At 58.8% G+C, this 16,497-nt stretch carries 13 protein-coding genes and 1 pseudogene; 1 reads left to right on the forward strand and 13 read right to left on the reverse strand.

Going from position 1 to position 16,497, the window contains the following annotated elements:
- Nucleotides 1–508: 508 nt before the first annotated feature.
- The 7 genes from cysG to GAO09_RS03760 all read right to left on the reverse strand — a co-directional run bounded on the left by cysG (nt 509) and on the right by GAO09_RS03760 (nt 10,479).
- Nucleotides 509–1,966 (reverse strand): siroheme synthase CysG, encoded by a 1,458-nt coding sequence (gene cysG / locus GAO09_RS03730; RefSeq protein WP_153352734.1) that lies wholly within the window; start codon nt 1,964–1,966, stop codon nt 509–511.
- A complete protein-coding gene (locus tag GAO09_RS03735) occupies nt 1,938–4,595 on the reverse strand; it encodes a nitrate reductase (RefSeq protein ID WP_153352735.1) in 2,658 nt (885 codons plus the stop codon). The genes cysG and GAO09_RS03735 overlap by 29 nt, the downstream gene beginning before the upstream one ends.
- Before the next feature lie 7 nt (nt 4,596–4,602).
- The gene (gene nirD / locus GAO09_RS03740) at nt 4,603–4,941 is read right to left on the reverse strand and encodes a nitrite reductase small subunit NirD (protein WP_153352736.1); all 339 of its coding nucleotides are present in this window, start codon (nt 4,939–4,941) and stop codon (nt 4,603–4,605) included.
- A 5-nt stretch (nt 4,942–4,946) separates the two neighbouring features.
- Nucleotides 4,947–7,409 carry a nitrite reductase large subunit NirB gene (gene nirB / locus GAO09_RS03745; RefSeq protein WP_153352737.1) on the reverse strand — a complete coding sequence of 821 codons (2,463 nt, stop codon included), beginning with the start codon at nt 7,407–7,409 and terminating at the stop codon, nt 4,947–4,949.
- A 3-nt stretch (nt 7,410–7,412) separates the two neighbouring features.
- Entirely contained in the window at nt 7,413–8,210 is a 798-nt protein-coding gene (locus GAO09_RS03750) for an ABC transporter ATP-binding protein (protein ID WP_153352738.1), read from the reverse strand.
- A 10-nt stretch (nt 8,211–8,220) separates the two neighbouring features.
- Nucleotides 8,221–9,117, reverse strand: coding sequence for a nitrate ABC transporter permease (gene ntrB / locus GAO09_RS03755; protein ID WP_153352739.1), 897 nt, complete (start codon nt 9,115–9,117; stop codon nt 8,221–8,223).
- A 63-nt stretch (nt 9,118–9,180) separates the two neighbouring features.
- Nucleotides 9,181–10,479, reverse strand: coding sequence for a CmpA/NrtA family ABC transporter substrate-binding protein (locus tag GAO09_RS03760; protein ID WP_153352740.1), 1,299 nt, complete (start codon nt 10,477–10,479; stop codon nt 9,181–9,183).
- Here GAO09_RS03760 and GAO09_RS03765 point away from each other — a divergent pair.
- Nucleotides 10,478–10,645, forward strand: coding sequence for a hypothetical protein (locus GAO09_RS03765; RefSeq protein WP_153352741.1), 168 nt, complete (start codon nt 10,478–10,480; stop codon nt 10,643–10,645). The two genes, GAO09_RS03760 and GAO09_RS03765, sit on opposite strands and share 2 nt — an antisense overlap.
- Nucleotides 10,646–10,828: 183 nt before the next feature.
- Here GAO09_RS03765 and GAO09_RS03770 read toward each other — a convergent pair whose 3' ends face one another.
- From GAO09_RS03770 to GAO09_RS03795, 6 genes and pseudogenes are all read right to left on the reverse strand, one after another.
- Nucleotides 10,829–12,118, reverse strand: a complete 1,290-nt coding sequence (locus tag GAO09_RS03770; protein WP_324185322.1) for a CmpA/NrtA family ABC transporter substrate-binding protein — start codon at nt 12,116–12,118, stop codon at nt 10,829–10,831.
- Between the two features lie 37 nt (nt 12,119–12,155).
- Nucleotides 12,156–12,743 (reverse strand): ANTAR domain-containing response regulator, encoded by a 588-nt coding sequence (locus tag GAO09_RS03775; RefSeq protein WP_153352742.1) that lies wholly within the window; start codon nt 12,741–12,743, stop codon nt 12,156–12,158.
- A gap of 803 nt (nt 12,744–13,546) precedes the next feature.
- Entirely contained in the window at nt 13,547–13,918 is a 372-nt protein-coding gene (locus GAO09_RS03780) for a hypothetical protein (protein ID WP_153352743.1), read from the reverse strand.
- 118 nt (nt 13,919–14,036) lie between these two features.
- Entirely contained in the window at nt 14,037–14,291 is a 255-nt protein-coding gene (locus GAO09_RS03785) for an SMP-30/gluconolactonase/LRE family protein (protein ID WP_153352744.1), read from the reverse strand.
- Entirely contained in the window at nt 14,288–15,244 is a 957-nt protein-coding gene (araH, locus tag GAO09_RS03790; protein WP_153352745.1) for an L-arabinose ABC transporter permease AraH, read from the reverse strand. Before araH ends, GAO09_RS03785 begins: the two co-directional genes overlap by 4 nt.
- 18 nt (nt 15,245–15,262) lie before the next feature.
- A pseudogene (locus GAO09_RS03795) lies at nt 15,263–16,414 on the reverse strand (ATP-binding cassette domain-containing protein); the annotation flags it as partial.
- Nucleotides 16,415–16,497: the final 83 nt, after the last annotated feature.

The following is a 16,497-nucleotide window of genomic DNA, read 5'->3' on the forward strand; positions in this document are numbered from 1 at the left end:
GTGGCCGGATTTTACTCCGCCCCTACGGCGTGATTATCGCGCCGTTACCGTGGCAGACTTTTGCACCGCCGCTCTCACGCTGAATTTCTGGGTCCCAAAATGTTGAAGTTTTTCGGAATAATATTGCTGATAGCAACCGGCATTTTTGTTGTGCTGCTGCTGTTTGGCCTCAGCAATTGCTCTCCATCGGCGTGTGAGGCACAAGAGATGGTCGCCTGGTATCCGGCGTATATCTACGCCATGGTGTACGTCCCCGTACTAGTGATATCACTCATCATCTTGGGAGTGTCTCGATTGGTTCGAGATCGCTAAGGCTACACCACAGATATTGGCGGGAAGCTAATTCTGGCGCCTACATAAAGCGCGGGTGTCATGACTGCTTCTGGCGCTTTGTTGCCGTCAATGCTGCAGCGGTAGCTGCGGAACGACCCACCGCGCCTGGTCAACGTGCAAGAAAAACACCTCTTACGGTTTATCACGGGTCGCCGGTTCAGATCCCATCAAGAGCTTATGGCAAAGCTACCTGCAAATCCGCAGCTTTCGTCTCACTCTGGAATACGGCGCCGACCCCGATAAGAACGGGCTGATCAAATCCGATATTACACATTGCTTCGCCCAGTTTGCTCAAGCTGCCGGACCATCGCCTTTCGTCTTTTCGAGTCAGGGACTGCACGATGGCCGTCGGTGTGTCCGGGGGTAGCCCCGCAGCGACCAACCTTTTGGCGAGTTCACCTGCCGTGCGGCCCGCCATGTAATAGATGGTTGTGGTCTTCGGGTCGGCGAGGCTCGTCCACTCAAGATTGTCGGGCAATGTGCCCTTGCGTGAATGTCCGGTGACGAACCGAACTGACTGCGCATGATCGCGATGGGTCAGCGATATACCAAGTTGGGAGGCCATTGCACTTGCGGCGGTTATGCCCGGCACCACGTCTACTGCGATCCCGGCTTTTTCGAGACAGGCGATTTCCTCACCGGCACGGCCGAATATCATCGGGTCGCCGGATTTGAGCCGCACCACATGCTTGCCGGCTTTTGCCAGTGTCAGCATCATCGAATTGATGTCCTCCTGTCGGCAGCTTTCGCGACCGCCGCGTTTACCCACCAGCATGCGCTTGGCTTCGCGGCGCGAGAGCTCCAGCACCTCGTCGGAGACAAGATCGTCGAACAGGATGACGTCGGCAGCCTGCAGGGCGCGGACAGCCTTCAGCGTCAGCAGTTCGGCGTTACCCGGACCGGCGCCGGCAAGCGTCACACGGCCTTGCTCCTGCGCGGATGTTGCGACGTGCGCGGCTTCGTCAAGAAGGACGGCCTCGCTTTCCGCATCCGCCGGTGTCTGGAAGGCTCGGTCCACAAACCGTTCCCAGAAAGCGCGCCGTTGCGGACCGACAGCAAGCCGATCGTTGACCCTTTCACGCACCCGTTGGGCCATCTCCGCCCAGCCCTTCAAGGAAAGCGGCAGCAGTGTTTCGATCTTTCGCCGGATTGCCTGGGCCAGGATCGGCGCCGCGCCGTCCGTCGAGATCGACACGACGACGGGTGAGCGGTTGACGATCGAGCCGAACTGGAACTGGCAGAAGGCCGGTTTGTCGATGACGTTCACCGGCACGCCGGCCGCGCGCGCTGCGTCGAAGAAGGCTTGCGCTTCGGCATCGTCCTCACAGTCGCCGATGGCCAGTGTGGCGCCCGTGAAGGCTCCGGTGGTCCAGAGTGCGTCGTGGTGCACGAAGCAGCCCTGCGGATGGTCCGTCCCCCGCGATATCAGTTTTTGGAACGTATCGGAGAGCTCGTCCGAATAGACATGCACTTGCGCCCCACAGGCCGCGAGCAGTTCGGCTTTCCAGGCGGTGGCATCCGATCCACCCGCAACGACGACACGCTGGCCTTCCAGCGCCCAGAAGACGGGCAGTTTCGCCAGCGGCGCCATTCGGGCCGGCGCATCATTCCGCGGCTGCTGCAAGACATCCATCGATGATCCCCCTGATTTCAGCGCGGCAGGAGCCGCAATTGGTTCCGGCATTGGTCTCTTTGCCGACGGCTTCCACGCTGTGGCAACCGCCTCGAATGGCGGCGACGATGCGATTGACGCCGATCGAATAACAGGAACAAACAGTGGCGCCGGGATCGGGCTGATCCGCGCCGGGCCGACCGGCAATAATGGCAAAACGTTTGCGCAGATCGGAATGGGAAGACTGCAACTGGCCGATCGCCCAGTTGCGCGCAACCGCCACGGGTTGGCGGGCGAGGAAAATGGCGGCTAGCAGCTTGTCGGCATCGAAAAACGCAAGCCGCTGCTCGCCGGATTGCCTGTCGGCATAACCGAGCGGCTCTACATCTGTGGGAATACCGAAAGTATCACGGCACCAGTCTGTCCAGTCCTCGACCGTGTCCCGGAATGCCAGCTCGGTGCGCCATCCGCCATCTGCTTTCGCGATCGCCCAGTAATCGGTCGCAGACACTGAGGGCTTTCCGGCTGAAACGGCAAACCCGTAAACCCTCGCCGAAAACCGGCGCGCTGCGATCGCCACGTTTTTCGCAGCAGGTTGGCCCGAGACCGGGTCGGTCAACGGCGGTACGAGCGCGTCGATCCGCGCCTTGGCGGCGAACTGATCGTTCCAGTGCATCGGCACGAAAACGCTGCCGGATGCTTGTCGCTCGCTTATCAGGACACGGGTGATCACCGTGCCGGAAGGACTTTCGAGTTCGACCAGATCAGCCGCAGAAAGGCCGAGTTCCGTTGCGTCGCGGGGATGAAATTCGGCGAAGGGTTCGGCGATATGGCTGGAGAGCCGGGCGCTTTTGCCGGTTCGCGTCATCGTATGCCAATGGTCACGGATTCGACCGGTATTGAGCGTCAACGGATACCGGGCGTCGGTGCGCGCGGTCGTTGCGGGAACTTCTATGGCGATGAAGCGCGCCTTGCTATCGGGATGGTAGAAGCCGCCCTCGGCGAAAAAGCGGCTCGTATGCCTGACCGCGCCGACAGGCTGTGGCCATTGAAACGGTGCAAGCCTGTTGTAGGCATTATCATCGATATCGCCATAGGCGCCGATATCGAAATCGCTACGACCGTTGTTTTCGAAAGCAGAAAGAGCTGCGTGTTCGGCAAAAATCTCCGCTGGCGAGGCGTAGTTGAACCCGTCAAAACCCATGCGCCGGGCGACCTCCGACATCTGCCACCAGTCCGCGCGGGCTTCGCCGGGCGGCGGCAGAAAGCCGCGTTGCCGGGAAATCCGCCGCTCTGAATTGGTGACAGTGCCGTCCTTTTCACCCCATCCAAGCGAAGGCAGAAGCACATGCGCGTGGCGCGTCGTGTCGGTGTGGCGCAGGACGTCGGAAACGACGACGAAAGTGCAGTCCCTGATCGCAGCCTCGACGAAGTCGGCATCCGGCATGGAGACGACCGGGTTGGTCGCCATGATCCACAGCGCCTTGATGCGTCCGTCAGCAACCGCCTTGAACATGTCGACCGCTTTCAGGCCGGGTTTCGCCGCCATGGTCGGTGAGGTCCAGAAGCGCTGCACGCGCTCCCGGTCGTTTTCGTTTTCTATTGCCATATGGGCGGCGAGCATGTTGGCAAGCCCACCCACTTCGCGGCCGCCCATGGCGTTCGGCTGGCCGGTCAGCGAGAACGGCCCCATGCCCGGCCGGCCGATGCGACCGGTGGCAAGATGGCAGTTGATGATGGCATTGACCTTGTCGGTGCCGGAGGACGACTGATTGACGCCCTGACTGAAGCAGGTGACGGTTTTTGGCGTCTGCTCGAACAGGCGGAAAAAACGCTGCAGCTCTTGGGCCGGCAGGCCTGTGCGCATCGTTAATTCCGGTTCAGACAGCCCGGCGGCCGCGGCGACGGCCTCATCGAAACCCTTGGTATGGGCAGCCACATAAACGGCGTCGACCGCGCCTGTTCCGGCGAGATGGGCAAGCAGCCCCATGAACAGCGCCACATCGCCATCGGGCTTTATCGCCAGATGCAGGTCGGCAATGTCACATGTCATCGTCCGGCGCGGATCGATGACGACGATCTTCATCTCCGGCCGCTCAGCCTTTGCTGCAGCGAGCCGCTGGTAGAGAACCGGGTGACACCATGCGAGGTTCGATCCGGTCAGGATAACGAGATCGGCGAGTTCCAGGTCCTCATAGGTACCCGGCACCGTGTCGGCACCGAAGGCGCGACGATGACCGGCAACCGAAGAGGCCATGCAAAGCCGGGAATTGGTGTCGATATTGGCTGAGCCGATAAATCCCTTCATCAGCTTGTTGGCGACGTAATAGTCTTCGGTGAGCAACTGGCCGGAGACATAGAATGCAACGGAATCCGGACCATGCTCGACGATTGCTTGCGAGAAGCGTTGCGCCACGAGGTCGAGTGCCCGTTCCCAATCATCCCGCTGGCCGCTGATTTCCGGGTAAAGCACGCGTCCGTCGAGGTCGATCGTCTCAGTCAGAGCCGAACCCTTGGAACAGAGCCGACCAAAATTGGCCGGATGGTCCGGATCGCCCTTCACCGTTACAGTACCGGTGTCCGCCACGGCAGCAACGACGCCGCAGCCGACGCCGCAATAGGGACAGGTGGTTTTCGTCTCGACGGACATGGGCGCCTTACTCCGCAGCTTCCAGCATCACGTTTTCCAACGCGATGAACAGCTTTCCGTCCTCGTTGCGGATGGGTATCACCCGCACCTCGCCCTCATCGGCACCAAGAGCCCTGCCGGTTTCGAGCGAGATCACCCAGTTGTGCAGCGGGCAGGTAACAGACGTGCCATGGACGATGCCTTCCGACAGTGGCCCGCCTTTATGCGGGCATCGGTTCTCGATCGCATGAACCTCATGTTCGTCGGTGCGGAACACTGCAATTTTCATCTGCGGCGTCTTCACGCAACGCGCGCCGAGAAGCGGAATGTCGGAAATATCGCCGATCGGATACCAGTTCATGTCCATCTCCTCTACTCGGCCGCCTGATTGAAGCCGACCGTCGCCATCGGCTTGAACTCGTGCTTGTCCTTGCCGGACACACGTTCCGACCACGGATCGACCTGGGCGAATTTTTGGCTGAAAACGAAGCGGTCGTAATAACCACGGCGCTTCTCTTCGTCCGTCATGATCTGCCGGCGGATTTCATCGAGGCCGATGCGTTTGGCCCATCTGTAGATGCGTTCCAGATAACGGCCCTGTTCGCGGTACATCTGGGCGAGCGCGACGATATGCTCGAGCGCGTCATCCTCGGTATGCACAAGCCCCAGAACCTCGGTGCCCTTGATGTCGAGACCGGCGGCGCCGGCGAAGTGGATCTCGAAACCGCTGTCGACGCAGATAACGCCGATATCCTTGCAGGTCGCCTCGGCGCAGTTGCGTGGACAGCCGGAAACGGCAAGCTTCAGTTTCGCCGGTGTCCAGGAGCCCCACATGAATTTTTCCAGCCGGATGCCCAGCCCGGTGGAATCCTGCGTGCCGAACCGGCACCAGTCGGAGCCGACACAGGTTTTGACTGTGCGCAGGCCCTTGGCATAGGCCTGTCCCGAAACGAAGCCGGCCTTGCCCAGATCAGCCCAGACGGCGGGCAAGTCTTCCTTCTCGATGCCCAAAAGATCGATGCGCTGGCCGCCGGTCACTTTCACCATCGGGATTTCGAACTTGTCGACCACGTCGGCGATCGCGCGCAGTTCGGCTGCATTGGTGACACCGCCCCACATGCGCGGCACGACCGAATAGGTGCCGTCTTTTTGAATATTGGCGTGCACACGCTCGTTGATGAAACGCGACTGGTAATCGTCGGCATATTCATCCGGCCAATCGCAGACGAGATAATAGTTGAGCGCCGGCCGGCATTTGGCGCAGCCGCAGGAGGTCTTCCATTCCAGTTCCTGCATCACTGCCGGAATGGTCTTTAGACCCTTCGCCTTGATAAGGCGGCGTACGTCATCGTGGCCGAGCTCTGTGCAGGGGCACATCGGCTGCACCGCCTTTGGGTTATAGGCGTCACCCAGTGTCATGCTCATCAACTGCTCGACAAGTCCGGTGCAGGTGCCGCAGGAAGCGGATGCCTTGGTATGGGCGCGAACCTCGTCCAGCGAGGTCAGGCCCTTGGCCGTGATCGTCGAGGTTATCTTGCCCTTGCAGACGCCGTTGCAGCCGCAGATTTCCGCATCATCCGGCAAGGCTGCAACGGCCGCCATAGGGTCCAGTGGGGCGCCCCCCTGGTAGGCCTGGCCAAAGATCAGCGTGTCGCGCATGTCGGAAATGTCGACGGCCTTTTTCTTGAGGTCGTTGAACCATGCGCCATCGCCGGTTTCACCGTAAAGCACGGTGCCGATGATGCGGTTGTCCTTCAGCACGAGGCGCTTGTAGATGCCGGCAGTGGCATCGCGCAGCACGATCTCCTGGCGGTCGTCGGCATCAGCGAAATCACCGAGCGAATAAAGATCGATGCCGGTGACCTTGAGTTTTGTCGGCGTATCGGAATGCACGAAGGCGGGTTTCGCATCTCCGGCCAGATGCGAAGCGGCGATACGCGCCATCTCGTAAAGCGGCGCGACAAGGCCATAAACCATCCCGTCCACCTCGGCGCATTCGCCGACCGAATAGATATCACCGTCCGACGTCTGCATGCCGGTATCAACGACGATGCCGCGATTGACGGCGAGGCCCGCCTCTTTCGCCAGCCCGATATTCGGACGAATGCCGACCGCCATGACCACCAGCGTCGCCGGAATGATACGGCCGTCGTCCAACTCGACGCCCTCGACCTTTCCGTCGCCGATCACGGCCTTGGTATTGGCCTTGCAGATAACCCTGATGCCGCGGCCTTCCACTGCTCTTTGCAGCAGATAACCGGCTGCGGGATCAAGCTGCCGCTCCATTAGTGTCGGATTGACATGCAACACGGTCACATCCATGCCGCGCTGGGCTAGACCAGCCGCTGCTTCCAGCCCCAGCAAGCCGCCACCGATGACCACTGCTTTCTCTCGGGATTGCGCGGCCAGCAGCATGGCCTCGACATCATCGAGATCGCGGTAGCTGATGACGCCTGGAAGATTCTTGCCGGGAACAGGGATAATAAAGGGCGCGGAGCCGGTGGCAATCACCAGCTTGTCGTAGCCTTCCGTGATGCCCTGATCCGAGGTCACGGTTTTGGCGGCGCGATCGATCGCAACAATGCGATGACCCTTGTAGAGCGTGATGCCGTTTTCGATGTACCAGCCATCACCGTGGATGACGATCTGTTCATAGGTCTTTTCGCCCGCAAGCACTGGCGACAACATGATACGGTCGTAATTGACGCGTGGTTCGGCGTTGAAGATGGTGACCTGATAGCGTCCCGGTGCCTGTTCGAACAGGTGCTCCAGCATGCGTCCCGGCGCCATGCCATTGCCAATGATGACGAGTTTCTGAATGTCGGTCTCTGGCATGGGTTACTCCGCTGCTTCGACGAAGCGGTGACGTTCGTAGAGGAACTTCAGCACGGCCTCGCGGGATTTGAGATAGGTGCGGTCGGAAGCCAGTTCGATGCGATTGCGCGGCCGCACGATCGGCACGTCCAGCACTTCGCCGATATGTGCGGCAGGGCCGTTGGTCATCATCACGATACGGTCGGACAGAAGCACGGCTTCGTCGACGTCATGCGTAATCATCACCATCGTGTTGCCGAGGCGCGAATGGATCTCCATCACTGCGTCCTGCAGATGCGCGCGGGTCAGCGCATCGAGCGCGCCAAATGGTTCATCGAGCAGCAGGATCTTGGGTTCCATCGACAGTGCGCGGGCAATGCCGACACGCTGTTTCATGCCGCCGGAAATCTCCGATGGTCTTTTATCCTTGGCATGCGCCATCTGCACGAGGTCAAGATTGGCCATCACCCAGTCGTGGCGCTCAGCCTTGCTCTTGGTCGAACCGAAAACCTTGGCAACAGCAAGGTTGACATTTTCGTAAACCGTCAACCAGGGCAGCAGCGAATGGTTCTGGAAAACGACGGCGCGTTCCGGTCCCGGCGCGTTGACCTCATGGTTTTCTAGAAGTACCGCACCGGCGGAGACCGGCGTCAGCCCGGCGATCAGGTTCAGCAACGTTGATTTTCCGCAGCCGGAATGGCCGATGATCGACACGAATTCGCCCTTGGAAATCGTCAGGTTGATGTTCTTCAGAACCTCGGTGCACACCCCGCCGCGGTCGAAATTCTTGTCGATATGGTCGAGTTTCAGATAGGCTTTCATAAAAGCTTCCTTAATTCGCAGCTGCGCCACGGGTGATGAACCGGCCAAGCGCTGCGACCAGCTTGTCGAGAGCGAAGCCAACGACACCGATGTAAATGAGCGCGACGATGATGTCGGAGAGGCGTGAGGAGTTCCACGCATCCCAGATGAAGAAGCCGATGCCGACACCGCCGGTCAGCATTTCGGCGGCGACGATGGCAAGCCATGACAGTCCGACGCCGATGCGAAGGCCCGTGAAGATGTAAGGTGCGGCCGAAGGCAGCATGATCTTGAAGAAGAACTCGAACTGGTTGAGCCGCAGCACCTGCGCAACATTGCGGTAATCCTGCGGAATGTTGCGCACGCCGACAGCGGTGTTGATGATGATCGGCCAGATTGAGGTGATGAAGATCACGAAGATCGCCGACGGGTTAGCGTTCTGGAAGGCGGCAAGCGAAAGCGGCAACCAGGCAAGCGGCGGCACGGTGCGCAACACCTGAAAAATCGGATCAAGCCCGCGCATCGCCCAGACGGACTGGCCGATGATCGCACCGACGATCACACCAGCAATCGCCGCCAGGCCGAAGCCGTAGGCGACGCGCTCCAGCGAGACGAGAACCCGCCAGCCGAGGCCGATATCCTGCAAACCATTGTGGAAGAACGGATCGACGATCAGATCGCGGGCGTCGCTCCAGACCTGAACAGGCGAGGGTAGGGATGCATCGGGCGATGAACAGAGGACCTGCCAGACGCCAAGCATCATTGCCAGCACGACAATGGGCGGCAGAACGCTGCTTGTTACAGCTGCGGCGATGCGTCCGGCATCGTATTTTGCAGTCTGCCTGCCGGAAAACGGCACGACGTTGGCCTGCGATTTGGCGGCTGGGATCACCGGGGAAAGATTCTCTTGTTTTGCCAGGGCGGACATTGGCGCGCTCCATAAGACGGGAATAAAAAGCCGGCGCGTCTCCACGCGCCGGAGGTGGGGAAATCAGCTCGCGGCCTTGATGGTCAGGCTATTGAGGTACGCGGACGGGTCTTCCGGATCGAAAACCTTACCGTCGAAGAACGTCTCCTTGCCGCGCGAACTCGTGGCCGGAATATCGGCCGCTGCCACGCCCAGATCCTTTGCCGCCTCGCGCCAAAGGTCTTCGCGGTTGACCTGATCGACAATCGCCTTGATGTCGGTATCGGGAGCAAACGTGCCCCAACGGATATTCTCTGCCATGAACCAGCTGTCGTGGCTTTTGAACGGGTAGGAAGCTTCGTCCTTCCAGAATTTCATTTGAAGTCCGGTCGCCTTCACATCGCGGCCATTGCCGTAGTTGATGTCGCCTTTCAGGCGGCCGAGCACGTCCTTGGCCGGCGCGTTCAACCACTGCCGCTTGCCGAGCAGGTCGGACATCTCCTCCTTGTTGGCCATGTCTTCGCACCATTGCTGCGCTTCCATGACGGCCATCAGAATGGCCTTGGCGGCATTGGGGTTCTTTTCAACCCAGTCGGCGCGCATGCCAAGTGCCTTTTCCGGGTGGCCCTTCCAGAGCTCACCGGTGGTACAGGCCGTAAAGCCGATGCCCTGATTGACGAGTTGCTCGTTCCACGGCTCGCCGACACAGAAGGCGTCCATGTTCCCAACCTTCATGTTGGCAACCATCTGCGGCGGCGGCACGACGATGGTGGAAACGTCGGTGTTGGGATCGATGCCGCCGGCGGCAAGCCAGTAGCGCAGCCACAGGTCATGCGTGCCGCCGGGAAAGGTCATGGCGACCTTCACCTCGTTGCCCGCCGCTTTCTTTTTCGCAAAGGCTTCCTTCAGCTTGGAGGCGTCGAGCTGAACGCCGGTCTCCGCATATTCCTTGGCAACCGAAATGCCCTGACTGTCCAGGTTGAGGCGGGCAATCAGCGCCATCGGTACCGGCTTGCTGTTCTGCGTCACCTTGCCCGTGTGCATGAGATACGGCATCGGTGAAAGAATATGCGCGCCGTCGATGCCATTTGCTGCGCCGCCGAGTACGAGATTGTCGCGTGTCGCGCCCCAGGATGCCTGTTTTCCGACCTCGACATCCGGCATGCCGTGTTTGGCAAACAGGCCTTTTTCAGCGGCAATGATTAACGGTGCCGCATCGGTGAGCGCAATGAAACCCAGCTTGGCGCCCGGAGTTTCGGGACCGGCTGCTGCCGCAAAAGCGCCGGACGGGAATGCTGTCTTGACTGCTGCAATCAGTGCCGCCGTGGCGCTGGTTTTGAGAAGCGTTCGACGACTGAAGCCCGGTGTCGAAATCTTGGTCATGCGCGTTCCCCTTGGTTTAACGGTTCGTGATCTTGGATTTCGGGCACAAAAAAACGCCGCTCGGATTTTGCGTCTGCCGGAAGAAAATCCGGACAGCAAAAACCTTGCGACGTCGGTGTCTTTTGCGAGCGCCTATCGCGCGCTCATCTGCAGCGGTCGCCGTTGACCGGTGCGAGATCTAAGAAGCAATCGGCGTGCCATTTTGATTTTTCAGGCAAAGGCGATTGAATTGCTTCAAAAAAATCTATCAGCGGCCATTTCCAACGGAGCGGCTGCTCAATTCTTCTCTGCGCATCTTTTGTGCGATTGCCGAATTCAGGGCAGAGGAATTAGACATAACATATGGAGTTCAGGATAAGCTGTCGTCGCTTTGCAGCTTCTCGAGAGCAGGTGGCTGCGCTCCGCGAACCGGGAAGCTTTCTACATAGGTCCGGATATTATCAGGATCGAAAACCACACCGTCCATGAAGCGATTGTCCAAAGACCGCCCCTCGACAGTTATGTCGTCTCCTGCAGGCCCGGTGCCCAGCGCCGCGCGATAAAGATCCGGGCGGTAGGCACTTGCGGCGGCCTGCAGATTTTCGCTGCTGAAGCTCGTCTGGTTCCAGCGCAGCATCTGGCTATAGATCCAGAGCGCGTGTCCAGGTTTCGGATAGTTGGCAAAGTCGCGATGGAACTGGAAGTAATCGGGGATCACGCGCCTGTTGCCCTTGTTGTCGAGACTGAATTCTCCTGCAAGCACATGGCGGATGATCGATACGGGAGCGGCGATATAGCGTGGGTCTGCCAGGGCCTCAGCAAGTGCGTCATGGTTTTCCGGACGATCGCACCAGCGCGCCGCGGCATCGAGCGCAACAATCAGGCGTGAGACCGTATCTGCGTGTTCCTGCGCCCATTCGGGTCGCATGGCGATGACCTTTTCCGGCGCGGACGGCCAGATATCCTGCTTGGCTGCGACGATGCGGCCGACGCCACGTTCAGACGCGACCATGTTCCACGGCGCTCCGACGCAAAAACCATCTATGGCGCCGGCTTCCAGCGCGTCAGATGTCAGCGGTGGCGGGACGACAACGAGACGCACGTCGTGGTCGGGATCTATGCCGCCTGCGGCAAGCCAGTAGCGGAATTCGTAATTATGGGATGAGAACGGGTAGGTCATCCCGAAGGTCGGGAGCTGCTCTCCTCGTTCCTTCATCCATTGCAGTGTTTTTGCCAGGGCATTGGCATTGTCGAGCGCGTTGGCATTCTCCGCGATGCCGCTGATCTGACGCATACGATCGAACAGTCGCGTGGAAAGCGTGATGGCGTTTCCGCCACGCCCCAGAGAGAAAGGCGTTATCGTCGGCGATGGATTGGAACCGAGACCGAGCATGGAAGCGACCGGCATCGGCGACAGCATATGGGCAATATCGAATTGGCGAAAGGCGAGCCGATCGCGCACATTGGCCCAGGATACATCCTTGACCAGTTCGATCGCCAATCCCTCCTTCGCTGCGAAACCGAATTCTGCAGCTGCGATCAGAACGGACGCGTCAACGAGCGGAATGAAGCCTGCGCGCAGCGTCTTCGGCCCTTCGCCTGTCACACGGCTGGGGGCGGCTAACTTGTTTTCGGTTTGGCCGGTCGTCATCATGTTCACTCCGGTTTCCTCCGGAACCTGCTCCGGATTAAACCCCTCACATCAACAGCCCTGCTGCCGTCACGACGCTTTGGGCGATTTCGGATATCTTCTTCTTTTCATTCATGGCGGTCTGGCGCAGCAGGGCGAAGGCGTCTTCTTCCGAAAGTCCGCGCATTTTCATGAGAATGCCTTTGGCGCGCTCGATGACCTTGCGCTCTTCCAGTGCGGATTTCGCTTCCGCCAGTTCCCGTCGCAGCCGGCTGAAGGCGTTAAAGCGGCTGACCGCCATGTCGAGAATGGATTTGACGCGCTCCTTCTTGAGGCCGTCGACGACATAAGCGGAGACGCCGGCCTCCATGGCCGACTCGATCAAGGCGGTGTCGGAGCGATCCACGAACATTGCGATCGGGCGACTGACGGTGCGGGTCAGCTGGAAGAGATGTTCCATCATATCCCGGTTCGGATTTTCGATGTCGATGATGATGACGTCAGGCTGTTGCGTCTCGATAATGCGTGCAACGCCATTGACCTCATGAATGACCGTGACATTGCGGTGACCGGCGTCGTTCAGGCCTTCCTCGATGATCGAGGCGCGGATGGCGTTTTCATCTATAACGAGAATTGTAAGATCAGATTTTGCCATCGCCGTCTTTTACAACATTGCGCCGTTCAGATACGCGGCAAAGCATGCAGTAGCGATCAAGGTTGACCAAGCATAGGAAAGACGCTGGTGCAGCAAAAATGCGATTATCATTCCACAAAAAGTGATTGTTCCGCCTAATAGTATACTGCGATCAGCAAACGCGAACCCAATAGAGCCCAGAAAAATACTTGTCGCGATTGTCGACTGCACCGCATACGTTGGACGCATGCTCGGTTCGCCTGAAAAGATCAGGACGAAGCCTGACCAACTGAAGCCGATGGCAGTGCAGATAAATAGTAGGTGCGGCTGCAATTTCGTCCCCTCTTTTATCTCAGAGAAGAAGCAATAGATGTGCCAAACCGTCCTAGCGCTAGTTCTGCACGTGAATGGCCAGTCTGCACCAGCCTAGCGCTAAGCGCTTGCTCGTTCTGTAGGCATTTAAACGCGGGTCGCTGGTTCAACTGTCATCAACTGTCTCGTTGTGTCAGTTTTTTTATCTCTTAGGAAATATTCATACCGGAAAGCGAGGAATGGCGGCACCATTACAGATGCGGCCATTATTTCACGCGAATAAACCGCAGGGTGTTGGTTTCCACGCAGAACTGAGCCGGTTAGGCGCACCGGCTCAGTTTCGCGTGGAAACCAACAACTGGCTTCCGAGAGTGGGCTGACTATCGCGCGGAACAGGCAAGTTCCATAACCTAGATTACCGAATTTTAATTAGCCGGCTAATTTTTTCGGTAATAGTTCCTTCTTTGGCGCCCGCGATCGATCATCCAGCTGCCCGCTTCTGTCCAAATACGCTATTCGGCAAAAGAGTCAGTGTTCATAATTCGAAAGCCGAGCTTGCGCGAATCCTCACCTTTTGCTTCGTACAGCTTGAAAATGATTGTATTGCAAAACGGCTCGTCATACGCGGTGGAGCCTTGCGTTTCCTCATTATAGGCTGCGAAGAACCACTTGCTGTTCTTCCTCTTTGCCTCTCGGGCGAACTTCAAAGCTTGAGGCGTAAGATACCCTTTACCTGCAAAACACGCCTCGTTAACCGCGGTGTAGCCTCCAGCTATCATCGCGCCATCTTTTGATTCAGGTTTGAGCCCTGCGCCATAAGCAGGTGAAATGGCGTAGCAAAAGGATAGTGTCAGCATGATCACGCGGGATGTAGATAGCTTCATCTTTCGACCTCGTAATTGCGTAGAGTTAGCGATCGGCGCAGTGCGTAGTAGCGCTGCCGGTTTGGTGCGCCGTTGTAATGCCGCTTATAGCAGCAGCGATAGGTAAATGCCGATGCACCTATATTGGAAGGCTGCGGGAACAGCCAGTTTTCAGAGCTTCACAAACTGCTACATGCGCGAGATCGATGGCGGCAAAATGATCAGCCACGCGGACTTCACCACTGGCCGGTGTGAGGCGCTGAAGCTTCTTCCCCTCGATATCCACCCAATAAAGGGCGTGCTCCGCCGCATCCCAGAGGGGCACTTCTCCCAGGATATTGGCGCAGTCGACAACGCATTCGAGCGAGGGCTTCAGCGCACTGATCTCATTCATGCAGCCCGGCCACGGCCGGCGGCCGTGGTTCGCAGATTGTCGAGAAGAACGGCGAGAAGCAGGATCAGGCCGCGGACGACATATTGGTAGAAGGCCTGGATATTGAGGAGATTCATAACATTTTCGGCAATACCCATGATCAGCACGCCGACGATCACGCCGGTCATCGCGGCCCGTCCGCCGGCAAGTGAAACGCCACCGAGCACACAGGCAGAAATGACGGAAAGCTCAAGGCCGGTCGCGGCATTTGGCTGGCCGGAGGTGATGCGCGAAGCGAGAAGAATGCCGGCAATCGCGCAGACCAGCCCTTGCAGCGCAAAGATCCAGATGCGCATGCGCACGACATTGACACCGGCCAGGCGCGAGGCTTCGGGGTTGCCGCCGATTGCCAGAGTATTCTTGCCGAAGACGGTCCGGTTGAGAATGAACCCGAAAACGAGGAACAGCAGGATCATGATCCAAATCGGCGTCGGGATGCTGAAGATCCGCGACAAGGCCAGCTGGTAGAATGCCGGATCATTTATGCCAACGGCACGGCCATCCGACGCGATCAAGGCAAGGCCGCGTACGATCTGCATGGTGGCGAGCGTCGTGATCAGCGCATTGATGCGAAATTTCGCGATGACGACACCGTTGACCAGCCCGACCACGCTGCCGGCGAGAAGTGCCGCGAGTAGGCCGAGGACGATCGAGCCGGAGGCATTGGAGACCATGACAGCGATCATGCCGGAAAACGCAACGGTCGAGCCGACCGAAAGGTCGAAGTCGCGCGATGCGAGGCAGAACATCATCGTACAGGCGACGATGCCGATCGTAACCACCGACTGCAGCAGGCCAAGCATGTTGCGCTCTGTCAGGAAGTTGGGAACGAAGATCGAGACAATCACGAAGGCGACGGCAAAGATCACCACCAGGCCCTGGTCGCCGAGAAGCAGCTTTTTCAACGAATTCATTGACGTAGTTTCCTGAAATTAGATCGTGCCGGCGGCATTCTTGTCGGGGAGGGCGGCGGTCAAGATACGCCGCTCGTCGAAATCTTCGCGTCCGATGTCCGCTGCTACGCGTCCCTGGCACATGACGATAATCCGGTCTGAAATCCCCATCACTTCCGGCAGCTCGCTGGAGATGACGATGATCGCCATACCGCTGGCAGCCAGTTCATAGAGGATTTCGTAGATTTCGGATTTTGCGCCGACATCGATGCCGCGTGTGGGTTCGTCGATGACGAGGACCTTGACGCCTTGCTCGGAGAGCCAGCGCCCGAGGATGACCTTTTGCTGGTTGCCGCCTGACAGATTGATGATGTCCTGTTTGCGCGAGGGCGTGCGTACTCTCAGCTTGGCGATGAACCGGTCGGCGACTTCAGCCTCTTTCTTCAAGCTCAGAATGCCGAAGGGCGAAAAATGCCGGCGGGAGGAAACCGCGATATTCTCTTCGATCGAGCGTCCCTGGATGATGCCCTCGAACTTGCGGTCTTCCGGGCAGAGGACCATGCCCGCGTTGATCGACGCCTTCGGATTACCGGGAGCAACTGCCACACCGTCGATATTGACGATTCCTCTATGGCGGTTGTCGGCTCCATAAAGAAGCCGGGCCATTTCGCTTCGGCCTGCGCCGATCAGCCCGAAGAAGCCCAGTATTTCGCCTTGCCGGACCGAAAAGCTGATCGGTGTCGCCAGTTTGGGGCCAGAGAGGTTGGCGACATCGAGCCGCGGCGCGCCGAGCGGACGTTCGCGCCATCCCCATATGTTGCTGATCTCACGACCGACCATTTCAGCGATAATCTGATCGCGACTGGTCTCGGCAATCCGTGGATGGTGAGCGACAGCCTTGCCGTCGCGCAGCACGGTAAGGCTGTCGCAAAGCCGGAAAATCTCTTCCAAGCGGTGCGAGACGTAAAGAATGATCGTGCCCTTGGCCTTGAGCTTTTCGATCAGGGCAAAGAGGACTTCGCTTTCGCGCGAGGACAGCGAAGAGGTCGGTTCGTCAAGTGCAATGACCCGCGCCTCGAGCATCACGGCCTTCGCGATTTCGATCATCTGGCGGGCGCCGATCGACAGGGATGAGACCTTGGCGCCGGGATCGACATCGATGCCGATGTCTTCCAGCCTGTCTTTGACCGTGCGCATTGTCAACGCCGGAGCAAATTAAGGCCAGGCGGCGGAGTAAAACCAGGCCACTATCGGCGCACGCATGAGACCTCCGG

It is taken from the genome of Endobacterium cereale, from assembly GCF_009617585.1.
Taxonomy (GTDB): domain Bacteria; phylum Pseudomonadota; class Alphaproteobacteria; order Rhizobiales; family Rhizobiaceae; genus Neorhizobium; species Neorhizobium cereale.